The sequence below is a fragment of the Streptosporangiales bacterium genome (assembly GCA_009379955.1).
In the GTDB taxonomy this organism is placed as follows: domain Bacteria; phylum Actinomycetota; class Actinomycetes; order Streptosporangiales; family WHST01; genus WHST01.
In genome coordinates, this window is sequence record WHST01000081.1 from 13,471 (window position 1) to 30,161 (window position 16,691).

Annotated in this window: 15 protein-coding genes and 1 pseudogene; 5 read left to right on the forward strand and 11 right to left on the reverse strand. The window is 70.6% G+C overall.

Going from position 1 to position 16,691, the window contains the following annotated elements; genetic code table 11:
- Positions 1 to 175: 175 nt before the first annotated feature.
- Genes GEV10_21600 through GEV10_21625 form a run of 6 tightly spaced genes read right to left on the reverse strand, consistent with a single transcriptional unit; the run spans position 176 to position 6,710 of the window.
- Positions 176 to 1,201, reverse strand: a complete 1,026-nt coding sequence (locus tag GEV10_21600) for an ATP-binding cassette domain-containing protein (protein MQA81044.1) — start codon at positions 1,199 to 1,201, stop codon at positions 176 to 178.
- Positions 1,198 to 2,238: an ATP-binding cassette domain-containing protein gene (locus tag GEV10_21605; GenBank protein MQA81045.1), complete on the reverse strand. Its 1,041-nt coding sequence runs from the start codon at positions 2,236 to 2,238 to the stop codon at positions 1,198 to 1,200. Before GEV10_21605 ends, GEV10_21600 begins: the two co-directional genes overlap by 4 nt.
- Positions 2,239 to 2,244: 6 nt before the next feature.
- Positions 2,245 to 3,150 carry an ABC transporter permease subunit gene (locus GEV10_21610; GenBank protein ID MQA81046.1) on the reverse strand — a complete coding sequence of 302 codons (906 nt, stop codon included), beginning with the start codon at positions 3,148 to 3,150 and terminating at the stop codon, positions 2,245 to 2,247.
- Between the two features lie 18 nt (positions 3,151 to 3,168).
- Positions 3,169 to 4,134: an ABC transporter permease subunit gene (locus tag GEV10_21615; protein MQA81047.1), complete on the reverse strand. Its 966-nt coding sequence runs from the start codon at positions 4,132 to 4,134 to the stop codon at positions 3,169 to 3,171.
- Positions 4,135 to 4,147: 13 nt separating this feature from the next.
- Positions 4,148 to 5,836: a hypothetical protein gene (locus tag GEV10_21620; protein MQA81048.1), complete on the reverse strand. Its 1,689-nt coding sequence runs from the start codon at positions 5,834 to 5,836 to the stop codon at positions 4,148 to 4,150.
- Positions 5,837 to 5,840: 4 nt separating this feature from the next.
- Positions 5,841 to 6,710, reverse strand: coding sequence for an alpha/beta hydrolase (locus GEV10_21625; protein MQA81049.1), 870 nt, complete (start codon positions 6,708 to 6,710; stop codon positions 5,841 to 5,843).
- 209 nt (positions 6,711 to 6,919) lie between these two features.
- On the opposite strand from GEV10_21625, the pseudogene GEV10_21630 reads away from it, so the two are divergent.
- From GEV10_21630 to GEV10_21645, 4 genes and pseudogenes are all read left to right on the forward strand, one after another.
- A pseudogene (locus GEV10_21630) lies at positions 6,920 to 7,795 on the forward strand (SIS domain-containing protein).
- Between the two features lie 162 nt (positions 7,796 to 7,957).
- Complete coding sequence (locus tag GEV10_21635) at positions 7,958 to 8,287, forward strand: hypothetical protein (protein ID MQA81050.1); 330 nt, start codon at positions 7,958 to 7,960, stop codon at positions 8,285 to 8,287.
- Positions 8,288 to 8,302: 15 nt separating this feature from the next.
- Positions 8,303 to 10,126 carry a hypothetical protein gene (locus tag GEV10_21640; protein ID MQA81051.1) on the forward strand — a complete coding sequence of 608 codons (1,824 nt, stop codon included), beginning with the start codon at positions 8,303 to 8,305 and terminating at the stop codon, positions 10,124 to 10,126.
- Positions 10,123 to 10,440, forward strand: coding sequence for a hypothetical protein (locus tag GEV10_21645; GenBank protein MQA81052.1), 318 nt, complete (start codon positions 10,123 to 10,125; stop codon positions 10,438 to 10,440). Before GEV10_21640 ends, GEV10_21645 begins: the two co-directional genes overlap by 4 nt.
- A 9-nt stretch (positions 10,441 to 10,449) precedes the next feature.
- Here GEV10_21645 and GEV10_21650 read toward each other — a convergent pair whose 3' ends face one another.
- From GEV10_21650 to GEV10_21670, 5 genes are all read right to left on the reverse strand, one after another.
- Positions 10,450 to 11,601, reverse strand: a complete 1,152-nt coding sequence (locus GEV10_21650) for a DUF3616 domain-containing protein (GenBank protein ID MQA81053.1) — start codon at positions 11,599 to 11,601, stop codon at positions 10,450 to 10,452.
- Positions 11,598 to 12,560 (reverse strand): ATP-dependent DNA ligase, encoded by a 963-nt coding sequence (locus GEV10_21655; protein ID MQA81054.1) that lies wholly within the window; start codon positions 12,558 to 12,560, stop codon positions 11,598 to 11,600. Before GEV10_21655 ends, GEV10_21650 begins: the two co-directional genes overlap by 4 nt.
- 131 nt (positions 12,561 to 12,691) lie before the next feature.
- The gene (locus tag GEV10_21660; protein MQA81055.1) at positions 12,692 to 13,474 is read right to left on the reverse strand and encodes a family 16 glycosylhydrolase; all 783 of its coding nucleotides are present in this window, start codon (positions 13,472 to 13,474) and stop codon (positions 12,692 to 12,694) included.
- A 16-nt stretch (positions 13,475 to 13,490) separates the two neighbouring features.
- Positions 13,491 to 14,471: an NAD-dependent epimerase/dehydratase family protein gene (locus GEV10_21665; GenBank protein ID MQA81056.1), complete on the reverse strand. Its 981-nt coding sequence runs from the start codon at positions 14,469 to 14,471 to the stop codon at positions 13,491 to 13,493.
- Positions 14,468 to 15,910 carry a hypothetical protein gene (locus GEV10_21670; GenBank protein ID MQA81057.1) on the reverse strand — a complete coding sequence of 481 codons (1,443 nt, stop codon included), beginning with the start codon at positions 15,908 to 15,910 and terminating at the stop codon, positions 14,468 to 14,470. The genes GEV10_21665 and GEV10_21670 overlap by 4 nt, the downstream gene beginning before the upstream one ends.
- Before the next feature lie 223 nt (positions 15,911 to 16,133).
- Between GEV10_21670 and GEV10_21675 the strand changes: the two genes are divergently transcribed.
- A partial coding sequence (locus tag GEV10_21675; protein MQA81058.1) for an LLM class flavin-dependent oxidoreductase occupies positions 16,134 to 16,691 on the forward strand: 558 nt, incomplete at its 3' end.

The following is a 16,691-nucleotide window of genomic DNA, read 5'->3' on the forward strand; positions in this document are numbered from 1 at the left end:
CGCGCCGCGACCTCGTCATCGCTCGTCGCTCTTCACGCGCTTCCGCTCGACGCGTGCGGCCTCCTCCTCGTCGATCCGCCGCCACTCCTCCTTGACGTCGCGCCACATCGCCGCCCAGTCGTCGCCGAGTTGAGCGAGCGCCTCGACGTGCGCAAGCGTGGCCAGCGCTATTCGTTCAGACGGCGTGCGACGCGACCTCGTCGGCGTGGTGACAGGCGACGAGGCTGCCGCCGTCGGTGTCGGGCGCGGGGCGCAGCGGTGGCACGTCCGTCGCGCAGACCTCCGTGGCCAGCGGGCACCGGGTGCGGAACCGGCACCCGCTCGGCGGGTTCCTCGGACTGGGGACCTCGCCCTGGAGCACGAGCCGCCTCCGCAGACGCTCGGCCTCAGGGTGCGGGACGGGGACGGCCGAGAGCAGCGCGCGCGTGTACGGGTGCCGCGGCCGGTTCGAGAGCGCCTCCGCCCCACCGATCTCGACCACCCGGCCGAGGTAGATCACCGCTATCCGGTCGCCGATATGCCGTGCCATGCCGAGGTCATGGGTGATGGTCAGGTACGTGAGGTCGAGCTCGTCGCGCAGATCCTGCAGGAGGTTGACGATCTGCGCCTGGATCGAGACGTCGAGCGCCGCGATCGCCTCGTCGGCCACGACGAACAGCGGCTCGGTGGCGAGGGCACGCGCGATGCCCACCCGCTGCCGCTGACCGCCGGACAGCTCGTGCGGGTACCTGTCGACGTGCCTGGCGTCGAGGCCGACCATCTCGAACAGCTCCCCGACCCGCGCTGCCCGGTCGGCGCGAGGCCGGATCCGGTTGACGGCCAGGGCTTCGGCGATCACTGATCCCACCGTGAGCCGCGGGTTGAGTGAGGAGTACGGGTCCTGGAAGACCATCTGCATCTTCGGCCGGACGGCACGCAGCCGTGCCGACGGCGTCGTGCTGATGTCAGCGCCGTCGAAGACGACACTGCCCGCGGTCGGCCGGACGAGCCGCACCAGCGTGCGCCCGAAGGTGGACTTACCCGAGCCGCTCTCGCCCACCAGCGCCAGCGTCTCGCCGCGGCGGATGTCGAGGCTGACGCCGTCGACGGCGCGGATCTCGCCGACGCGGCGGCGCAGGACGCCGGCACGCACCGGGAAGTGGGTGTGGACGTCACGCGCCCGGACGAGCACGTCGTCGGGCGTGGATGTCCCGGTGCTCATGCCGTCTCCTCCTCTGTGCCGAGGGACGTGGCGGCCGGCGGCGCGGGCACGGCGAGGGTCAGCTCGTCCTGCCGCAGGCATCCGGCGTCGTGCCCGGCGGTGGCGCCGGACACCTGGGTCAGCGCGGGAACGGTGTCGACGCACTCGTCGACCGCGGAGTCGCATCGCGGCTGGAACGGGCACCCGCCGCCGAGCCGCGCGAGGTCGGGTGGCGTGCCCGCGATCGGCCTGAGCCGGCGACGCTCGCCGGTCCGCGGCGGCACGGAGCAGAGCAACCCTGCCGTGTACGGATGCCGCGGACGGTCGAACAGCGGCCCGACGGGCGCCCGCTCGACGATGCGTCCGGCGTACATCACGGCCACCCGGTCGACAAGCCCCGCGACGACACCGAGGTCGTGGGTGATCCAGACGACCGCGGTGCCGAACTGGGTACGGAGGTCCCTGACCAGCTCGAGGATCTGCGCCTGGACCGTGACGTCGAGCGCCGTCGTCGGCTCGTCGGCGATCAGCAGCGAGGGGTCGCAGCACAGGGCGAGCGCGATGACGAGGCGTTGCCGCTGGCCGCCGGAGAACTGGTGCGGGTAGTCGCGCACGCGCTGCTCGGCGTCGGGGATGCCCACCCGACCGAGCCACTCGACCGCTCGACGCCGCGCCTCCGACCGCCCGATGCCGAGGTTGTGCCGCATCACCTGGGTCAGCTGGCTGCGCACCGTCAGCGCGGGGTTCAGCGCGGTCATGGGGTCCTGGTAGATCATCGCGATCTCCGAGCCGCGCACCGCGCGCAGCTCGGCGGGTGACGCCGTCAGCAGGTCGCGTCCCCGGTACCTGATCGCGCCGCGGACGATGCGCGCCGGCGGCATCGCGAGCAGCCGCATGACGGTGAGGGCGGTGACCGACTTGCCCGAGCCGCTCTCCCCGACGATGCCGACGGTGTCCCCCTCGCCGACGTCGAGCGAGAACCCGTCGACCACCGTGACGTCGCCGTCGTCGGTGTCGAATGCGATGGTCAGGTCGTCGATCTCCAGCAGCGGTGCCATGGCCCTTCACCTCCGCCTTCGCCGCGGGTCGAAGGCGTCCCGCAGACCGTCGCCGATGTAGTTCACGCAGAGCACGACGAGGAAGATCATCAGGCCGGGGAAGAGGCCGCGCCACCAGTGCCCGAGCGCGATGACGGGACGCTGCGCCTCGAACAGCAGCGCTCCCCACGTCGCCTGCGGCGGCTGGAACCCCAGCCCGAGGAACGACAGCGCCGACTCCACCATGATCGCGCTCGCGATACCGAGCGTCGCGGAGGCGATCACCGGTCCGAGTGCCCCGGGCAGGATGTGGCGTACCGCGATCCTGACCGGTCCGACACCCGTACTTCGCGCCGCCTCGACGAACTCCTGCTCCTTCAACGACAGGTAGCTCGCGCGCACGATTCGCGCGGTGTTCATCCAGCTGAACAGCGCGATCGCGGTGACGATGACGCCGAAGCTCGGCCCGACCAGTGCGACGAGCAGGATCACGACGAACAGCGACGGCACCGAGTAGAAGACGTCGGCGACGCGCATCGCGACGTTGTCGACCACACCGCCGGCGTAACCGGCGACGGCGCCGACGAGCACACCGATCAGCAGCGCCGCCACCACAGCCGACGCGGCGACCGCGACGGTCAGCCTGCCGCCCTCGAGGACCCGGGCCAGCTGGTCGCGGCCGAGCTGGTCGGTGCCCATCGGGTGGGCGAGCGACGGTGCCTGGTTGCGTGCCGCCAGCTCGATGCCGTCGGCGTCCGCGGCGACGAGCAGCGGCCCGATGAGCACGGCGAGGACGACCACACCGAGCACGGTCGCGGCGACGACGGCGAGGCGGTGGTGGCGGAACCTGTCCCAGGCGTCGACCCGCAGCGCTCGTCCTGGTGCCGGTGCTCTCTCGACAGGAGTCGCGGTGCCGTCGGCGGGCGTGGTCATCGTCATGGTCGATCCCGCCTACTCGTAGCTGATCCGTGGGTTGAGCCAGCCGTACACGAGGTCGGCGAGCAGGTTCGCGAGCACCACGAGCACCGCCGCGACCATCAGGATCCCCAGCAGGACCGGGTAGTCGCGCAGGTTCGCCGACTCCACGAAGATCCGGCCCATGCCCGGCAGGCTGAAGATCGACTCCGTGATCACCGCGCCGAGGAAGAGCTCGGGGACGGACAGCACGGCGATGGTCACCACGGGCGTCGCGGCGTTCTTGAACGCATGGTGGAGCACGACGATCCGCTCGGGCAGCCCGCTGCCCCTCGCGGTGCGGACGTAGTCCTGGTCGAGCACCTCGATCATCGCCGACCGCACGTACCTGGTGAGCTGCGCGACCGTGATCAGGGACAGGACGGTCACGGGCATGATCAGATGCGCGCCCAGGTCGACGGCCGCGGCGAGGCCCTGATGATCCGAACGGAGGTCACTGATGCCCGACGACGGCAGCCAGTGCAGTTGGTACGAGAAGACGTAGAGCAGCATCAGACCGAACCAGAAGCTCGGTGTGGAGAGGCCGGCGAACGCCATCCCGGTGGAGGTGTAGTCGAAGACCGAGTTGCGGCGGTACGCCGAGACGATGCCGACGGGCAGCGCGATGAGCAGCGCCACGAGCAGCGCCATCCCGGTCAGCAGCAGCGTCAACGGGACCCGCTCGGCGATCATGCCGATGACGGGCTCACCGCTGTTGTACGACACTCCCCAGTCGCCGGTCACCAGACCGCCGATCCAGTTCGCGTACTGCGTCGGGAGCGGCTTGTCGAGACCGTACTGCTCCCGCAGCTGCGCCATCTGCTCCGGGCTCGCCTGCGTGGCGCCCTCGCCGGCGACGAGCGGACCTCCGGGGGTCATCTGGAGCAGGAGGAACACCACGATGCTGATGCCGGCGAGCAGCGGTATCGACTGCAGCAGGCGTCTGATGAGGTAGGAGGTCATCTCGTCGTCTCCTCTAGTCGACGCTCCAGCGGGCCGTGCTCGACGTCGTCCAGAAGCCTTCCCAGTAGTCAGTGCTCATATTCTCGAGACGGCTGTTCCAGGCCCAGCCGCGCACGGTGCCGTACAGCGGCAGGGCCACCCGCTCGCGGGCGAAGAGGGTGTTCATCTCGCCGAACAGTCGCCGGCGCTCGTCCTGGTCGATGGTCGACGTCACCTCGGCCGCCAGCCGGTCGAAGCGCGCGTTGCGCCAATGCGCGTAGGTGAAACCGTTGGGGTTCTTCTCCGTCGGGATCTCGCTCCCGACGAACGTCTGCACCCACGGGCCGGGCTCGGGATAGTCGGCGCCGGCGCGGCTCATCATGATGTCGTAGTTGCCGGTGGCGAGCAGCCCGCCGTCTGCATAGGCCCCGAACATCGTGTTGGACGGGACGTTCTGGATCTTCAGCTCGATGCCGACCTGCTCGAGGTTGTGCTGGATCAGCTGCTGGTAGAGGACGCGGGTCTGGTCGCCGGTGATGGTCTGGAACTTCATGCTGGCGCGCACACCGTCCTTCACGCGCACGCCGTCGTCGCCACGCCTCCAGCCGGCCGCGTCGAGCAGGGCGTCGGCACGCCTCTGGTCGTAGCGCGCGGGCCGGGTCTGCTCGGCACCGAAGCCCGCGTACACCAGTGAGCCGGAGAGCTCGCCGAAGCCGCTGAGCACACCGTCGACGAGTGCCCTGCGGTCGATGGCGACGTCGATCGCCTCCCGCACGGCCGGGTCGCCGAGGATCGGGTGCGCCTTGTGCGGGTTCCCCCGCGCGCTGTGGTTCAACCACAGCCACTCCACCGACCCGGTGTGCTCCCCGTCGGTGCGCACCGATACCGGCAGTCTCCGCTCCCGTGCCGCGGTCAGGTCGACGAGGTCGTCGCCGCTGAAGAAGTAGACGGTGTCGGACTCGCCGTTGGCGAAGGCGCTCATCGTGGCCTGCTTGTCCGGCGTCACCTTGATGGTGACGCCGTCGAGCCTGGGCAGCTCGGGGTCGCGCCAGTAGTGCGGGTTCCTGACCAGGGTGATCCGGTCACCCGTACGCCAGGACGTGTAGACGAAGGGCCCGGTGCCCAGCGGCAGCCGCGCCTGCGGATGGGACAGGCTCACCGCCGTGGAGTCGAACTCGTGCTTCGGCAGGACCTGCCGAAACAGGTTGAGGTAGCCGGGGTTGGGCTCGGTCATCCGCACCTCGGCGGTGAGCTCGTCGACCACCTTCACCGAGTCGACGAGCGCGTAGTCGGGCTCGACGAGCGCGACGCTCTTGGGGTGCTGGTAGACACCGACGGTGAACGCGAGGTCGTCCGCGGTGAACGGCTCGCCGTCCGACCAGGTGATCCCCTCGCGCAGGCGGTACGTCACGACCTTGCCGCCGTCGCGTATCGCACCGTTCTCGACGGTGGGGATCTCCGCCGCGAGGTTGGGCTCGTAGCTGCCGTCGGGCCTGGCCTGGAAGAGCTGCTCGATGGTGAACGCGTACGAGATGTCGGAGCCGCTCTGGTCGTTGAAGAACGGGTTGAGCAGGCCCGGCTCCTGCACCATGGCGACGAGCGCCGTACGCGAGTCGGACGTCGATGTCGCCTGTCCGCAGCTCACCACCATGGTCAGGACGGCGAGCGCGGCGATCAGCCGGCTCCGGCGGAGCAGTCGTCGGTGTGCGGCGCGCGTCGACATGTGCTCACCCCAAGGATCCCGAGATGGAGGCGGGCCGTGCCCCGGCCAGGACGTCGCGGAAGAAGGCGCGGGTCGCCGGCATCAGCGAAACGAGCTCGTGGCTCACCCCTGGCACGAGATCGAGCTGGACGGCGATGCCATGGTCCTCGAAACTCCTTGCCAGTGAACGGATCCGGTCGATCCGGGTGTCTCCCTGCAGGTGCACGCCCGGCTGGTAGAGACGGTCGCCCTCGCGGATGGTGATCTCCCAGGTGGCGGTGTCATCGGCCCCGACGACCATGTGCACCGCGACGCGGCGAAGGGCGTCGAGGTCGACCGACCTGCCGAACCGTTCCTCGACGTCGGCCACGCCGACCCACCACGGATGCCCGAAGTCGAGCAGCGTCACCACGCCGGGCGACCCGACCGAGATCGCCAGCAGACGTTCCGGGTGGAGGTAGGCGAACCGGTGGGTGAAGTGGCCGCCGCCCGAGAAGCCGTGCAGCATGAAACGGTCGCTCGACACGCGCCAGATCGAGGAGATCTCGTCGACCATGGCGAGGAGGATCTCGTCGTACCTGATCCCGCGGTACTCGATGAACTTGTAGTTGCTGAGCTCGCCGGGCTCGTCGATGCCGCAGGGGAACAGCGGCGCGAGCACGATGCAGTCGTGACGCTCGCAGAAGTCGGCGAACAGCTCGCGCGACAGCTCCACCATGCGGCCCGTGCCGTGCACGGCCACCACGAGCTGGTAGCGGCGGTCGTCGTCCTCGGAGTAGCTGTGCGGCACATACAGGCAGTACGAGAATCGCTGGTCGTACGCGCTCGCGAAGAACGAGGTGCTCCCGAACTGGTAGTACGACAGTTGTTTCCCGTGTCCTGGCACATTGCGCATCCGCGCCACCTCTCAGTGCCCGAAGGCGATCGCCGCGCGGGGCGGTAGTGTTCACTACGGGAACATAGCGATCCGTAGTGAATGCTGCAAGACTTCGACGCTACGCTCTGCGCAGCCCTGAACGGAACGGGAGACAGCGCGCCGTGACCCGTGAGCCGACCGACGCACCGTCCTCGTTGCAGGAACGCGTCTCCCTGCGGCTCGCGAACCTCGCGCCGGCAGAGCGCAAGGTCGCGGAGTACTTCCGCAACAACCCGAACGAGCTGATGTTCGCGTCGGCCGAACGGATCGGCGAGCTCACGGGCACCAGCGACGCCACCGTCGTCCGCACCGCGAAGGCACTCGGCTACTCCGGCCTCCCCGAGCTCAAGCAGCAGGTGTCTGCCGGCGCGCTGCGGACGATGCGGCCCGCCCTGCGGCTCCGGCACCGGATCGCGCAGGCACGGACCGGCGAGTCGATCCTCGACCACGTCTTCGCCGAGGCCACCGAACGCATGGCGGAGACGCATCGGCAGACCGACGCAGGGGCCTTCACCCGCGCCGGCGAGCTGCTTGCCGGCGCGCGCGAGGTGTTCGCCTTCGGCATCGGACCGTCCGGGCTCATCGCGCGCTATCTCGCCATGCGCCTCGTCCGCCTGGGACGTGCCGCGCGCGGCACCGACCACACCGGCTTCCGTCTCGCCGACGAACTGCTGCCGCTGCACGAGGACGACGTCGTCGTGGTCTACGCGCCGGGACGTGCCCTCTCCGACCTCGAGGTCATCGTCTCGCACGCCGCCTCGGTAGGCGCCGGGTCGATCCTGGTCACCGACTCGCTCACCCCTGTGTACGGCGAGCGCGTGGACGTCTGCCTGCCGGCGAGCCACTCGCCCAGCGGCTTCACCGGCGAACTGCTCAGTGCCATCGTGACCACCGACGCACTGCTCCTGTCGGTCGCCGCCCACGACGAGCCGCGGTCGACGGCCACCTCCGACCGGCTGACCGAGCTGCGCCGCCGACTGATCGGCTCCGAGGGTGACACCTACGGGCGGAAGCGCCGCGGCCCCGAGCGCGAGAAGCCCACCGGCCGCGGCCGCGTCACGTGACCAGCCGCGACGTCTACTCGGACAGCTGACCGACGAGCTCTCCGACTGATGCGGCGTCGGCCACCCCCGCGTCACCGATCCGAACGTGAGGGAACCGTCCGCTCGCTGCGCACAGTCTCACCCGTCCCCGACAGCCCTCCGACCACGCGGGAGTGTGACACGTTGCCGGACTGGGACATCGACCCCACGGGTGTGCAGACCGCCGTCACCAAGACGATCGAGGTCGGCGACGACTTCGAGACCCACGCCACGACCTACGGCGACAACATGCAGTCCGCCGCGGAGACGAGTGGCAGCGCGATCGTGTCGACGGCTCTCGCCGACTTCGCCGAACACCACAAGGACGCGTTCACGTCCATGGTCGAGCGCACGGTGAACACCCTCACCGGCGCGGTCGACGCGACGAAGGCGTACCTCGACGGAGACCTCGAGATGGCGCAGCAGGCGCAGGACGCAGCGACCGGCGCTGACCTCCCCGACAACATCGACTGACGCTGGAGCGACGCGATGATCAAGCCCGGCGAGATCCCCCAGTTCTCCGGCGATCTTGACTCCTTGTCGAAGGCGGCGACGAAGCTCACGTCGTGCGGCCCCGACATCGAGGACACCGGCTCCGGTGTGCACACCACGTTCCAGAGCATCTCCGCTTCGTACATCGCCCCCGAGGCCTGGGAGCTCCTCGCGGCGACGAAGCCGGTGCAGACCAGGGCGGAGTCGTTCGGCGGCGACGTCGGCTCGGTGGGCGGCTACCTCGCGACCTACGTCGAGGACATGCGCCCGATCGCGACCGAGTTGTCCACGCTGAAGACCGACGCCCAGGACTTCGTCGACAGGGTCGAGGGCGACGACGACTGGCAGGGCGACGAGGACAAGGTCAACGAGCACAACGGCCTCCTGACCGGGGTCAACGACCAGGTCCTCAAGATGATGGAGGTCGAGCGCACCTGCGCGAACGCCATCGAGGCGCTGTTCGGCGGGCGCCAGTGGCACGCGGGCGACGCCGACGACCCGGACGCGTACGGCCCGACCGACATCCCCGACAACGCGGAGACCCCGTGGGGCACACCCGAGGAGTACGACGCGCCCTGGTACGAGGACGCCTGGAACGGCGCGGTCAGCTTCGTCAAGGGCGTCGTCGTCGACGGGCTCGGCGGGCTCGTCGTCGGCGTACTGACCCTGGTGCCCGTGCTCCCCCTGCTGGGGACCTTCGGCGTGCCCGGCCTGCCGGACTGGAGCGACTTCGGCAACGCGTGGAAGGGTTTGGGCCTGACCGTCGCCGCAGCCGCCGTCTGGGGAAGCGGACTCGGCACCGGGCTCATGATCGCCGACCAGGCCGGCTGGCTCCCCGACTGGGCGAGTGACTCCTTCGGCGCCGTGAACGACGCCGGGCTCAACTTCCTCAAGGGCATGGTCGCCTGGGACATGTGGAGCGAGGACCCCGCTCGCGCGTCGGGGGCAGCCATCTTCAACATCGCGACCATCTTCGTGCCGGGACCGAAGGGCCTGAGCGGCCTGAAGGGCGGGAGCCTGGTCGACGACGCCGCGCGAGCGGGCAGCCTGGCCGACGACGCCGCACGAGCCGGCGGCCTCACCGACGATCTCGCGAGGTCGGGCAGCCTGGCCGACGACCTGGCGAGGACCGGCAACGCCGCCGACGGGCTGGCGAGTGTCGACGACATCGCGAAGAGCCTCAAGGAGGATCTGGCGACACCCGGGCTCCAGGGTCTCGACGACGTCGGGAGCCTCGCGGACGACCTGGTGCCGCCCGCCGACGACGTGGTACCGCCGGGCATCGCGGACGACGGAGTGCCACCCGGGGCAGGCGACGACGCCGTCCCGCCGGGCACGGGCGACGACGCCGTCCCGCCCGGCACAGGCGACGATGCAGTCCCGCCTGGCGCGGGTGACGACGCCGCCAAGCCCGGGGACGACGCCACCAAGCCGGGCGACGACCCTGTCACACCCGAGGAGGCCGCCAGGCGGCACGACCTCGGCTGGGATCCCGCGGTCAAGAAGTTCCGTCCTGCCGAGGCCGAGACGGCACTTCGGATCGAGGAGACGGCCGGCGTCACGCTGGAACGGTCGCCGGCGGCGAAGGGGCCCGACTGGGTCGACAGCGCCGGCAAGACCTACGATTCGGTCGGGAACTTCCCCGGCAAGTACTTCGACAAGCAGTGGCCGAACCTCCAGAAGCAGATCGTGGGACACCTCGACAAGGCCGACTTCGTGCCGATCGATGTCGCCAAGTTCACGCCGGAGCAGGTCGCCACGATCAAGGCGTTCATCGAGGACGGAAACCTCGGGCCGCGCGTTTTCATAGTGGGAGAATGATGGCCGGCGACATCTTTGTGTCCGACTCGCTCCAGTGGCCGGCCAACGGCTCGGTCTTCAGTTGGGTCCTCGGCTTCCTGACCGAAGCGACCACCGACCCTGCCGTCAGGGAGGAGCTCGAGGAGATCGACGAGCACAACCTGGGCATGCTCGACCTCGACTCCTTCGCTCCACCGGCGCGGGCCGAGCTGCTCACCCTCCTGAGCGAGCGGCTCGTCCCGCATGCCGAGGCAGAGCTCCCGCCCGACGTCGCCGACCGCACCGGCTTCCTGGACGAGCTGCGCACGCTCGCCGACATGGCACGGAGCGCGTGAGAGGCGCACCTACGGGAGGTGTACGACGTCCGCGACGACCACGCCCGGCTCCTCGATCCTGGCGGCGGCGGGGCTGTCGTACACCACGAGCAGCCGACGGTACAGCAGCAGGGTGATGCCCTCCGCGTGGTCGTCGCCCTCGCCGTACGGCAGGTCGAGCACGCGCTGCACCTCCTCGCGGTGCACGATCTCCGGCACCTCGAGATGCGCGGCGCCCGGCCAGCGGTAGACCCGCACCGGCCCGTCGAGGTCCATCGACGGCCCGGCGAGGACCAGCAGGTCGTCGCCGTCCTCGCACAGGTCGCGGATGCCGAGCCCGTCCAGGTCGAGGAAGTGCTTGGCGTAGCGCGTGTCGCCGGCGACCCCGGCCAGGACCAGCTCGTCGCCGCCGTCCCGCGGAGCGAGCTGCAGCACGGTGGCCCAGCCGCGCAGAACGGGTCCGCGCAACCCGAGGAACACCCGCTCGCCGTGCACCGCGATGCCCTCGACGTCGAGGCCGTTGTCCTTGCCGGGAATGCCGAGGAACGGCGCGAGGTGGACGTCGTCGCGGAGCAGGTCGAACACGCCGGCCTTCCCGAGCGCGAGGCTGCGCCTGCCGTCCGCCGCGGTCGGGACCGGCACGTCGTCCTCGATCGCGAGCCGGGCCAGGACGCGCCTGGCGGGCTCCGGGCTGACCGTCGCCAGCCGCCTCGCGGCCTTGGCGTCGGAGTGGTGACGCTTCACCTTCTTGCGCTTCGCGCTGTGCGAGCCCACCACCCACAGGTACCCGCCGGCCAGCGTCATGCCCTCGACGTCGACCTCCTCGTCCGCCGCGCCCGGGAGCGGTACGAGGCCGGCGAGCGCGAACGTGACGTGGTCGCCGTAGTCGACCGGACGGCTCGGATCGGCACAGCTCAGCCGTTCGACGGTGGCCGTCTCGTCGCCCGCGATCCACAGGTGGCGACCCTCGGCATGGACGGCGGAGAGGTTCACGTGTGTCTCCGCGAGGGTGGCGTCCTCGAGGAACCGGAGCGCGGCGGTGCCGTCGACGCGGGTGCTCACCCTCCCTTCAACGCGCCCGCCTCCTCGCTCCCCTCCGGCAGGCGCCGCGGAGACCTCGAGGGTGGTGTAGTTGACATCGCGACCCCTACCTCCGTCTCGCTCCTCGGCTCCTGCGCTCATTCGGCTTCCTCCGCACGGCGCGCTCGAGCGCGGCGCTTGCCCTCGTGCATCGCCTGGACCCGGGCGATCGGGATCGCGCGGCCCTCCTCGACCAGCTCGGCGCTCAACCGCTGCGGCTCGGGCATCAGGTCGGCCCACGGATCGGAGTCGCCCAGCCGTGGGAGTGCGGTGCGCACCGTGAAGTCGGCGGGCGTCACGTCGTCGATGTCGTCCCAGGCGACAGGGAACGACACCGTCGTGCCCGGTCGGACGCGCGGACTGTACGCCGCCACCACGGTCGCCCCGCCGGCCCGCGTCGAGTCGAGGAACACCTTGCCGCCGCGGTCGTCCTTGACGAACGCCGTCGTGGCGAGGGCGGGGTCGATGCGCTCGGCACGCGCGGCCAGGGCACGGGTGGCCGCGGCGGCCTCCTCGAGCGTCGTCTCCTCACCGACCGGCACGAACACGTGCACGCCCTTCGCGCCGCTGGTCTTGACCGCGCCCGCCAGGCCCGCGTCGGCCAGCGCCTGACGGACCAGGTGAGCCGCGCCGACGGCCGACCCGAACGCCTCGCCCTCCGGCGGGTCGATGTCCAGGATGAGGGAGGTGGGATGCTCCCAGCGGTCGGCGCGGACCAGCGTCGGGTGGTACTCGATCGCGCGCTGGTTGGCGAACCACAGCAGGGTGCGCCGGTCGTTGCACAGGGCGTACGACACCTCGCGCTTCGAGGACTCCGCCCAGAGCGGCACCGTCTCGACCCACGAGGGCGTGTACTTCGGCACGTTCTTCTGCATGAACGGCCGCTGACCGCGGAGCACCCGGATCACCGACAACGGCCGGTCCCGCAGCTCGCGGATGATCCGGTCGCCGACCGCGTCCAGGTAGTCGACCAGATCGCGCTTGGTCGCCTCCGCACCCTCGAACAGCTGCTGGTCGAGATTGGTCAGCGACACCCCGTCGCGTTCCTCACCACCGCTCATCGCACCATCATCCCCCACGCGCCTCCGCCGCTGAACCCGTGAAGGGCACCCCCACCGCGTGGGAGCACGGTGAGGGTGCCCTTCACGGGTCGGTCATCGCGCTACCCACGGCGCGACAGCTGGCACGGAGATCACGACATCGGCTCCCCACGGACGCGGCTGACGACCAGCTCGGGTGTCGGCATCGGGGTGGTCCCGTCCCGCTCCTCCGGCGTGCCGCGGTCGGGGAAGTCGAAGACGCCGAGGATGAGCTGCAACGGGTAGTCCGGTGACTGCCGGGTACTCCGGACGACGTGGTCGTCGAGGAGGAAATCGACCCCGCCGGGCGTCCACGACACCGCGTAGCGGTGCGACTCGGCGACGTCCACGTCGAGCCTCAGGGTGTCGAAGTCCTCGACGAGAGCGGGATCGCGGAAGGCGTGGACTCCACACCCCACCAGGGCGGTCGGACCCGAGTCGCCGCGGCCGAGACCGTCGCCGAAGACCTCGACGAGACAGATCTCGCCACACCGCCGCGGCTCGTCCTCGATGCCGATCATCCAGGCCGAGAACATCGACCGCGGACCGATCGTGGCCCGGCAGGTCACCTCGACGCGTCCGTACAGCGGGGTGAAGCCGAGGACGGCGGGTTGCGCCTCCCGCACCGTCAGCCCCGGCCGGAACGGCGACTGTCCACGGCTGCTGCCCACCGGCCCTGACCAGTTCCCGCTCTGCACCGCGGACACCCGCAGTGGGCCCTCGTGCAGGTCGGGGCACCACAGCCGCTGGGCGGGCGGGATCGACAGCCGCAACTCGCCATCGGCGACCGCGTAGGTGGCCGCGGACTCCGCGCGCGAGCTCCATGCGGGCAGGTAGCTCGTGGTCCACACCGCCGGGTCCAGGTACGTGCCCTCGAAGCCCTCGTCGAGTTTCATCGCACCCGCCGAGCGGTCACAGGAAGTCCTCGATGTAGGCCTCGATGATCGGCTCCAGCCCCTGGTCGGTGACCAGGCCCAGGGCGGTCGCGCGTTCGGACGAGGAGTGCTGCGCCCACCCGGCGAAGATCCGCGACACCGTCGGATCGGGCCGGTGCGTGATCGGTCCGAGCGTCCGATCCGACGCGACCGACCGGAGCGCGTCCGCCATCTCCCTGGCGGTCACGGCGATGGCCGGCAGGTTGACGCCGCGGTCGGTCCCGATGTCGGCACCGGGGACCTCGTGCAGCCGGATCAGGTTGTCGACCAGGGTGCGGTACCCGGAGATTGGCACGCGGATGTCCGGGTCGACGGGCACGATCGCCTCCTCGCCGCCGAGCGGCTCGCGGAAGATCCCGCTGCACCAGGAGGACGCGGCGGCATTGGGCCGTCCGGGACGGATGACCACCGTCGGCAGGCGCGCCGAACGTCCGTCGACGAATCCCTTGCGGGTGTAGTCGTTGACGAGCAGCTCGCCGATCGCCTTGGTCGTCCCGTAGGTGGTCTCCGGCGTGAGCTTGGTGGAGTCGGAGACCGTTCCGGCGATCGCCTCGCCACCGAACGCGGCGATACTGCTCGTGAAGACCACCCGCGGTGTCGAGGATCGGGCTCGAGCCGCCTCGAGGACGGCATGGACGCCACCCAGGTTCGCGTCCAGCGCACCGTCGAAGTCCTCTTCACACGCGCCACTCACCATCGAGGCGAGGTGGAACACGGAGACGTCGTCGGGATCCACCGCGGAACGGAGGAGGTCCGCATTCGTGACATCGCCCGTCACCCGCTCGACCCGTGCGTCGTCGCCCGCGCCCGCGTCCGGCGGATGGGCGACGTCGAGCAGCACCACCCGGTCGATCCGCTCTGGCCGGCCCGAGGGCCCGGTCAGCTCGGCGCGTGCCAGCAGGCGCCTGCCCAGCATCCCGCCGACGAACCCGCCTCCTCCGGTGATGACGACCTTCATGGACCCACCTTCCTGTCGCTGCCCTCGAGGCGACCAACCACCTCGGCGAGGCTGGTGTCGGTGCCGACGTTGCCGGCGAAGACGACGTACGGGAGTCCGGGTCTGCGCCCGTCGACCGGGCTCCACACGCTCACCATCCCGGGCAGCAGGGAACCGAGGACCAGCGCGCGGGACGCCCCGAGCGCCTCGGAGAAGAGGGTGCTTGACGTGATCCCACCCTTCGCGACCAGGTAGGCCGGCGCCGCCGTCTCGATCACCCTCTGCACGACGGTCACGAGTGCCCGCGCGACGACCCGCGAGATGCGGAGGCTGTCGTCGCCGTCGGCGCCCGTCACCAGCCGTCGCGAGGTCGCGAGCACGGCGCTGCCCTGCCGCAGCGCGTCGGCCAGTCGGTCCGCGACGACCGCAACGTGGTCGTCCTCCTCGGCCAGCAGGCGCTGCACGTCCAGCTCGACCAGCGGGTGGCCGAAGGTGCGTCGGAGATGCTCCAGTTGCCGCGAGGACAGACCGACGTGCGAGCCCACGACCACGAGCCCGCCGCGGCCGGCCGCACCGACACGGGCCGCCGCCGCGTCGTCAAGCGTCGGCGAGCCGACCACCCCACCGAACGCTCGGACGAAGCTGGGCCCGGTGCGGCACACGAACCTGCGACCCTCCCGCTCCAGGTCGAGGAGGGCGGTGCTCAGGCGGAACAGGTCGGCGTAGTCGACGGCGTCGGCGACGACCCAGGGCCGCGACCCCGGCTGCGCGTCCGCGCCGCGCAGCACCTCGCGGACACCCTCCAGGTCGTCCGACCGCAGCAGGTCGAGGTCGATGCGCCGGACGTCGTCACTCGCGACCGCGCCTCGCGACTTCTCGGCCACGAACCCGGGCAGCCACGACGTCGCGTATCCGAAGGTCGCGTCGCGCGCATACTCGGTGCCGGACAGCGGGGTGAGCTCCCGCCCGTCGAGAATGCAGTGCTCCGCATCGACCGTCACCCGGCCGGCCTCGACGTACGCCGGGACCAGCACCACTCCGCTCATCCGCGCGCCGTGGTCGTCGGCGACGCCGATGACGGCCCGCACCTCGTCCCAGACATGCCCGCGCAACGTCGAGTCACCACGGCTGACGAAGGTGACGTCCACACCCAACTGGTCCGCGGCGGCGTAGGAGCTCCGCGCGACCTCACGGACGACCTCGCTCGCCACGTCGGCACCCATGCTGCGCGAGTTGGTCGACACGAAGACCAACCGACCGTCCTGCGACAGCGCCCAGACCAGATCGTCCACGCCCCACCGCGTGACGACCGGGACGCCGTGCACCGGCTGCGTGCCGGTCGGGTCGTCGTCGATCACCACCACCTTGGCCGTCGAGGTACGGAGCGCGTCCCGAAGCCCCCGCTCGGTCGTGGCACGCCAGTGCTCGGTGACTGCACCCTCCAGTTCGCGCGGGCTCATCGCGCCGCTCCCTCCTCTCTCCTGGGATCTCCGCTTCACGGTCCACTGGTGATCGCGGCCAGCCTCATCATCGTCGTGCCGCACCGATCGAGGAAACCCCACGGCGACGATCGCGCCGCTAGGAGAGCGGGACTCGGGAACCAGCTACCGGTTGCCCTACGTTACCGACGAGGGCTACCACGTCCGCGTCTACGTAGCCGCGTCCGGCCCGAAGGCTCTCCGCATGGCCGGCCGCGTCGCAGACGGTGTCATCGTCATGGTGGGCTCGGCGCGCGAGTTCGTCTCGCAGGCCCTCACCCATGTCGCCGCCGGAGCGGCGGAGACCGGGCGAGACCCGGCCGACATCGACGTGGTCCTGTGGGTGCACGCGGCCCTCGGCGACGACGCGCAGGTGGCACGCGACCGCGTCCGCGGCCGCGTCGCGCGCATGGTCGGCCGGCGCATCCCGATGACGATGACGCCGTCGCTCACGGCCGAGGTCGAGCGCATCCGCGCCACCACGGCGGACCCGGAGGGCGACTACTACCACCACCAGGCGTCGACCGAGGCCGACGCACGGCAGGTACCCGACGAGATCGTGGACATGTTCGCGCTCGCCGGCACTCCCGACCAGTGCGGCAGACGTCTGCGCGAGTACGCCGAGTGTCGCCCGCCGGAAATTCGTGTGATATATCGTGCGAGGGAGTCGAGGATTTCCTCCGCGGTCTTCTTCCACACGAACGGTTTCGGGTCCTCGTTCCACATCTTGATCCATTCGCGGACGTCTTTCTCCAGTGCCACC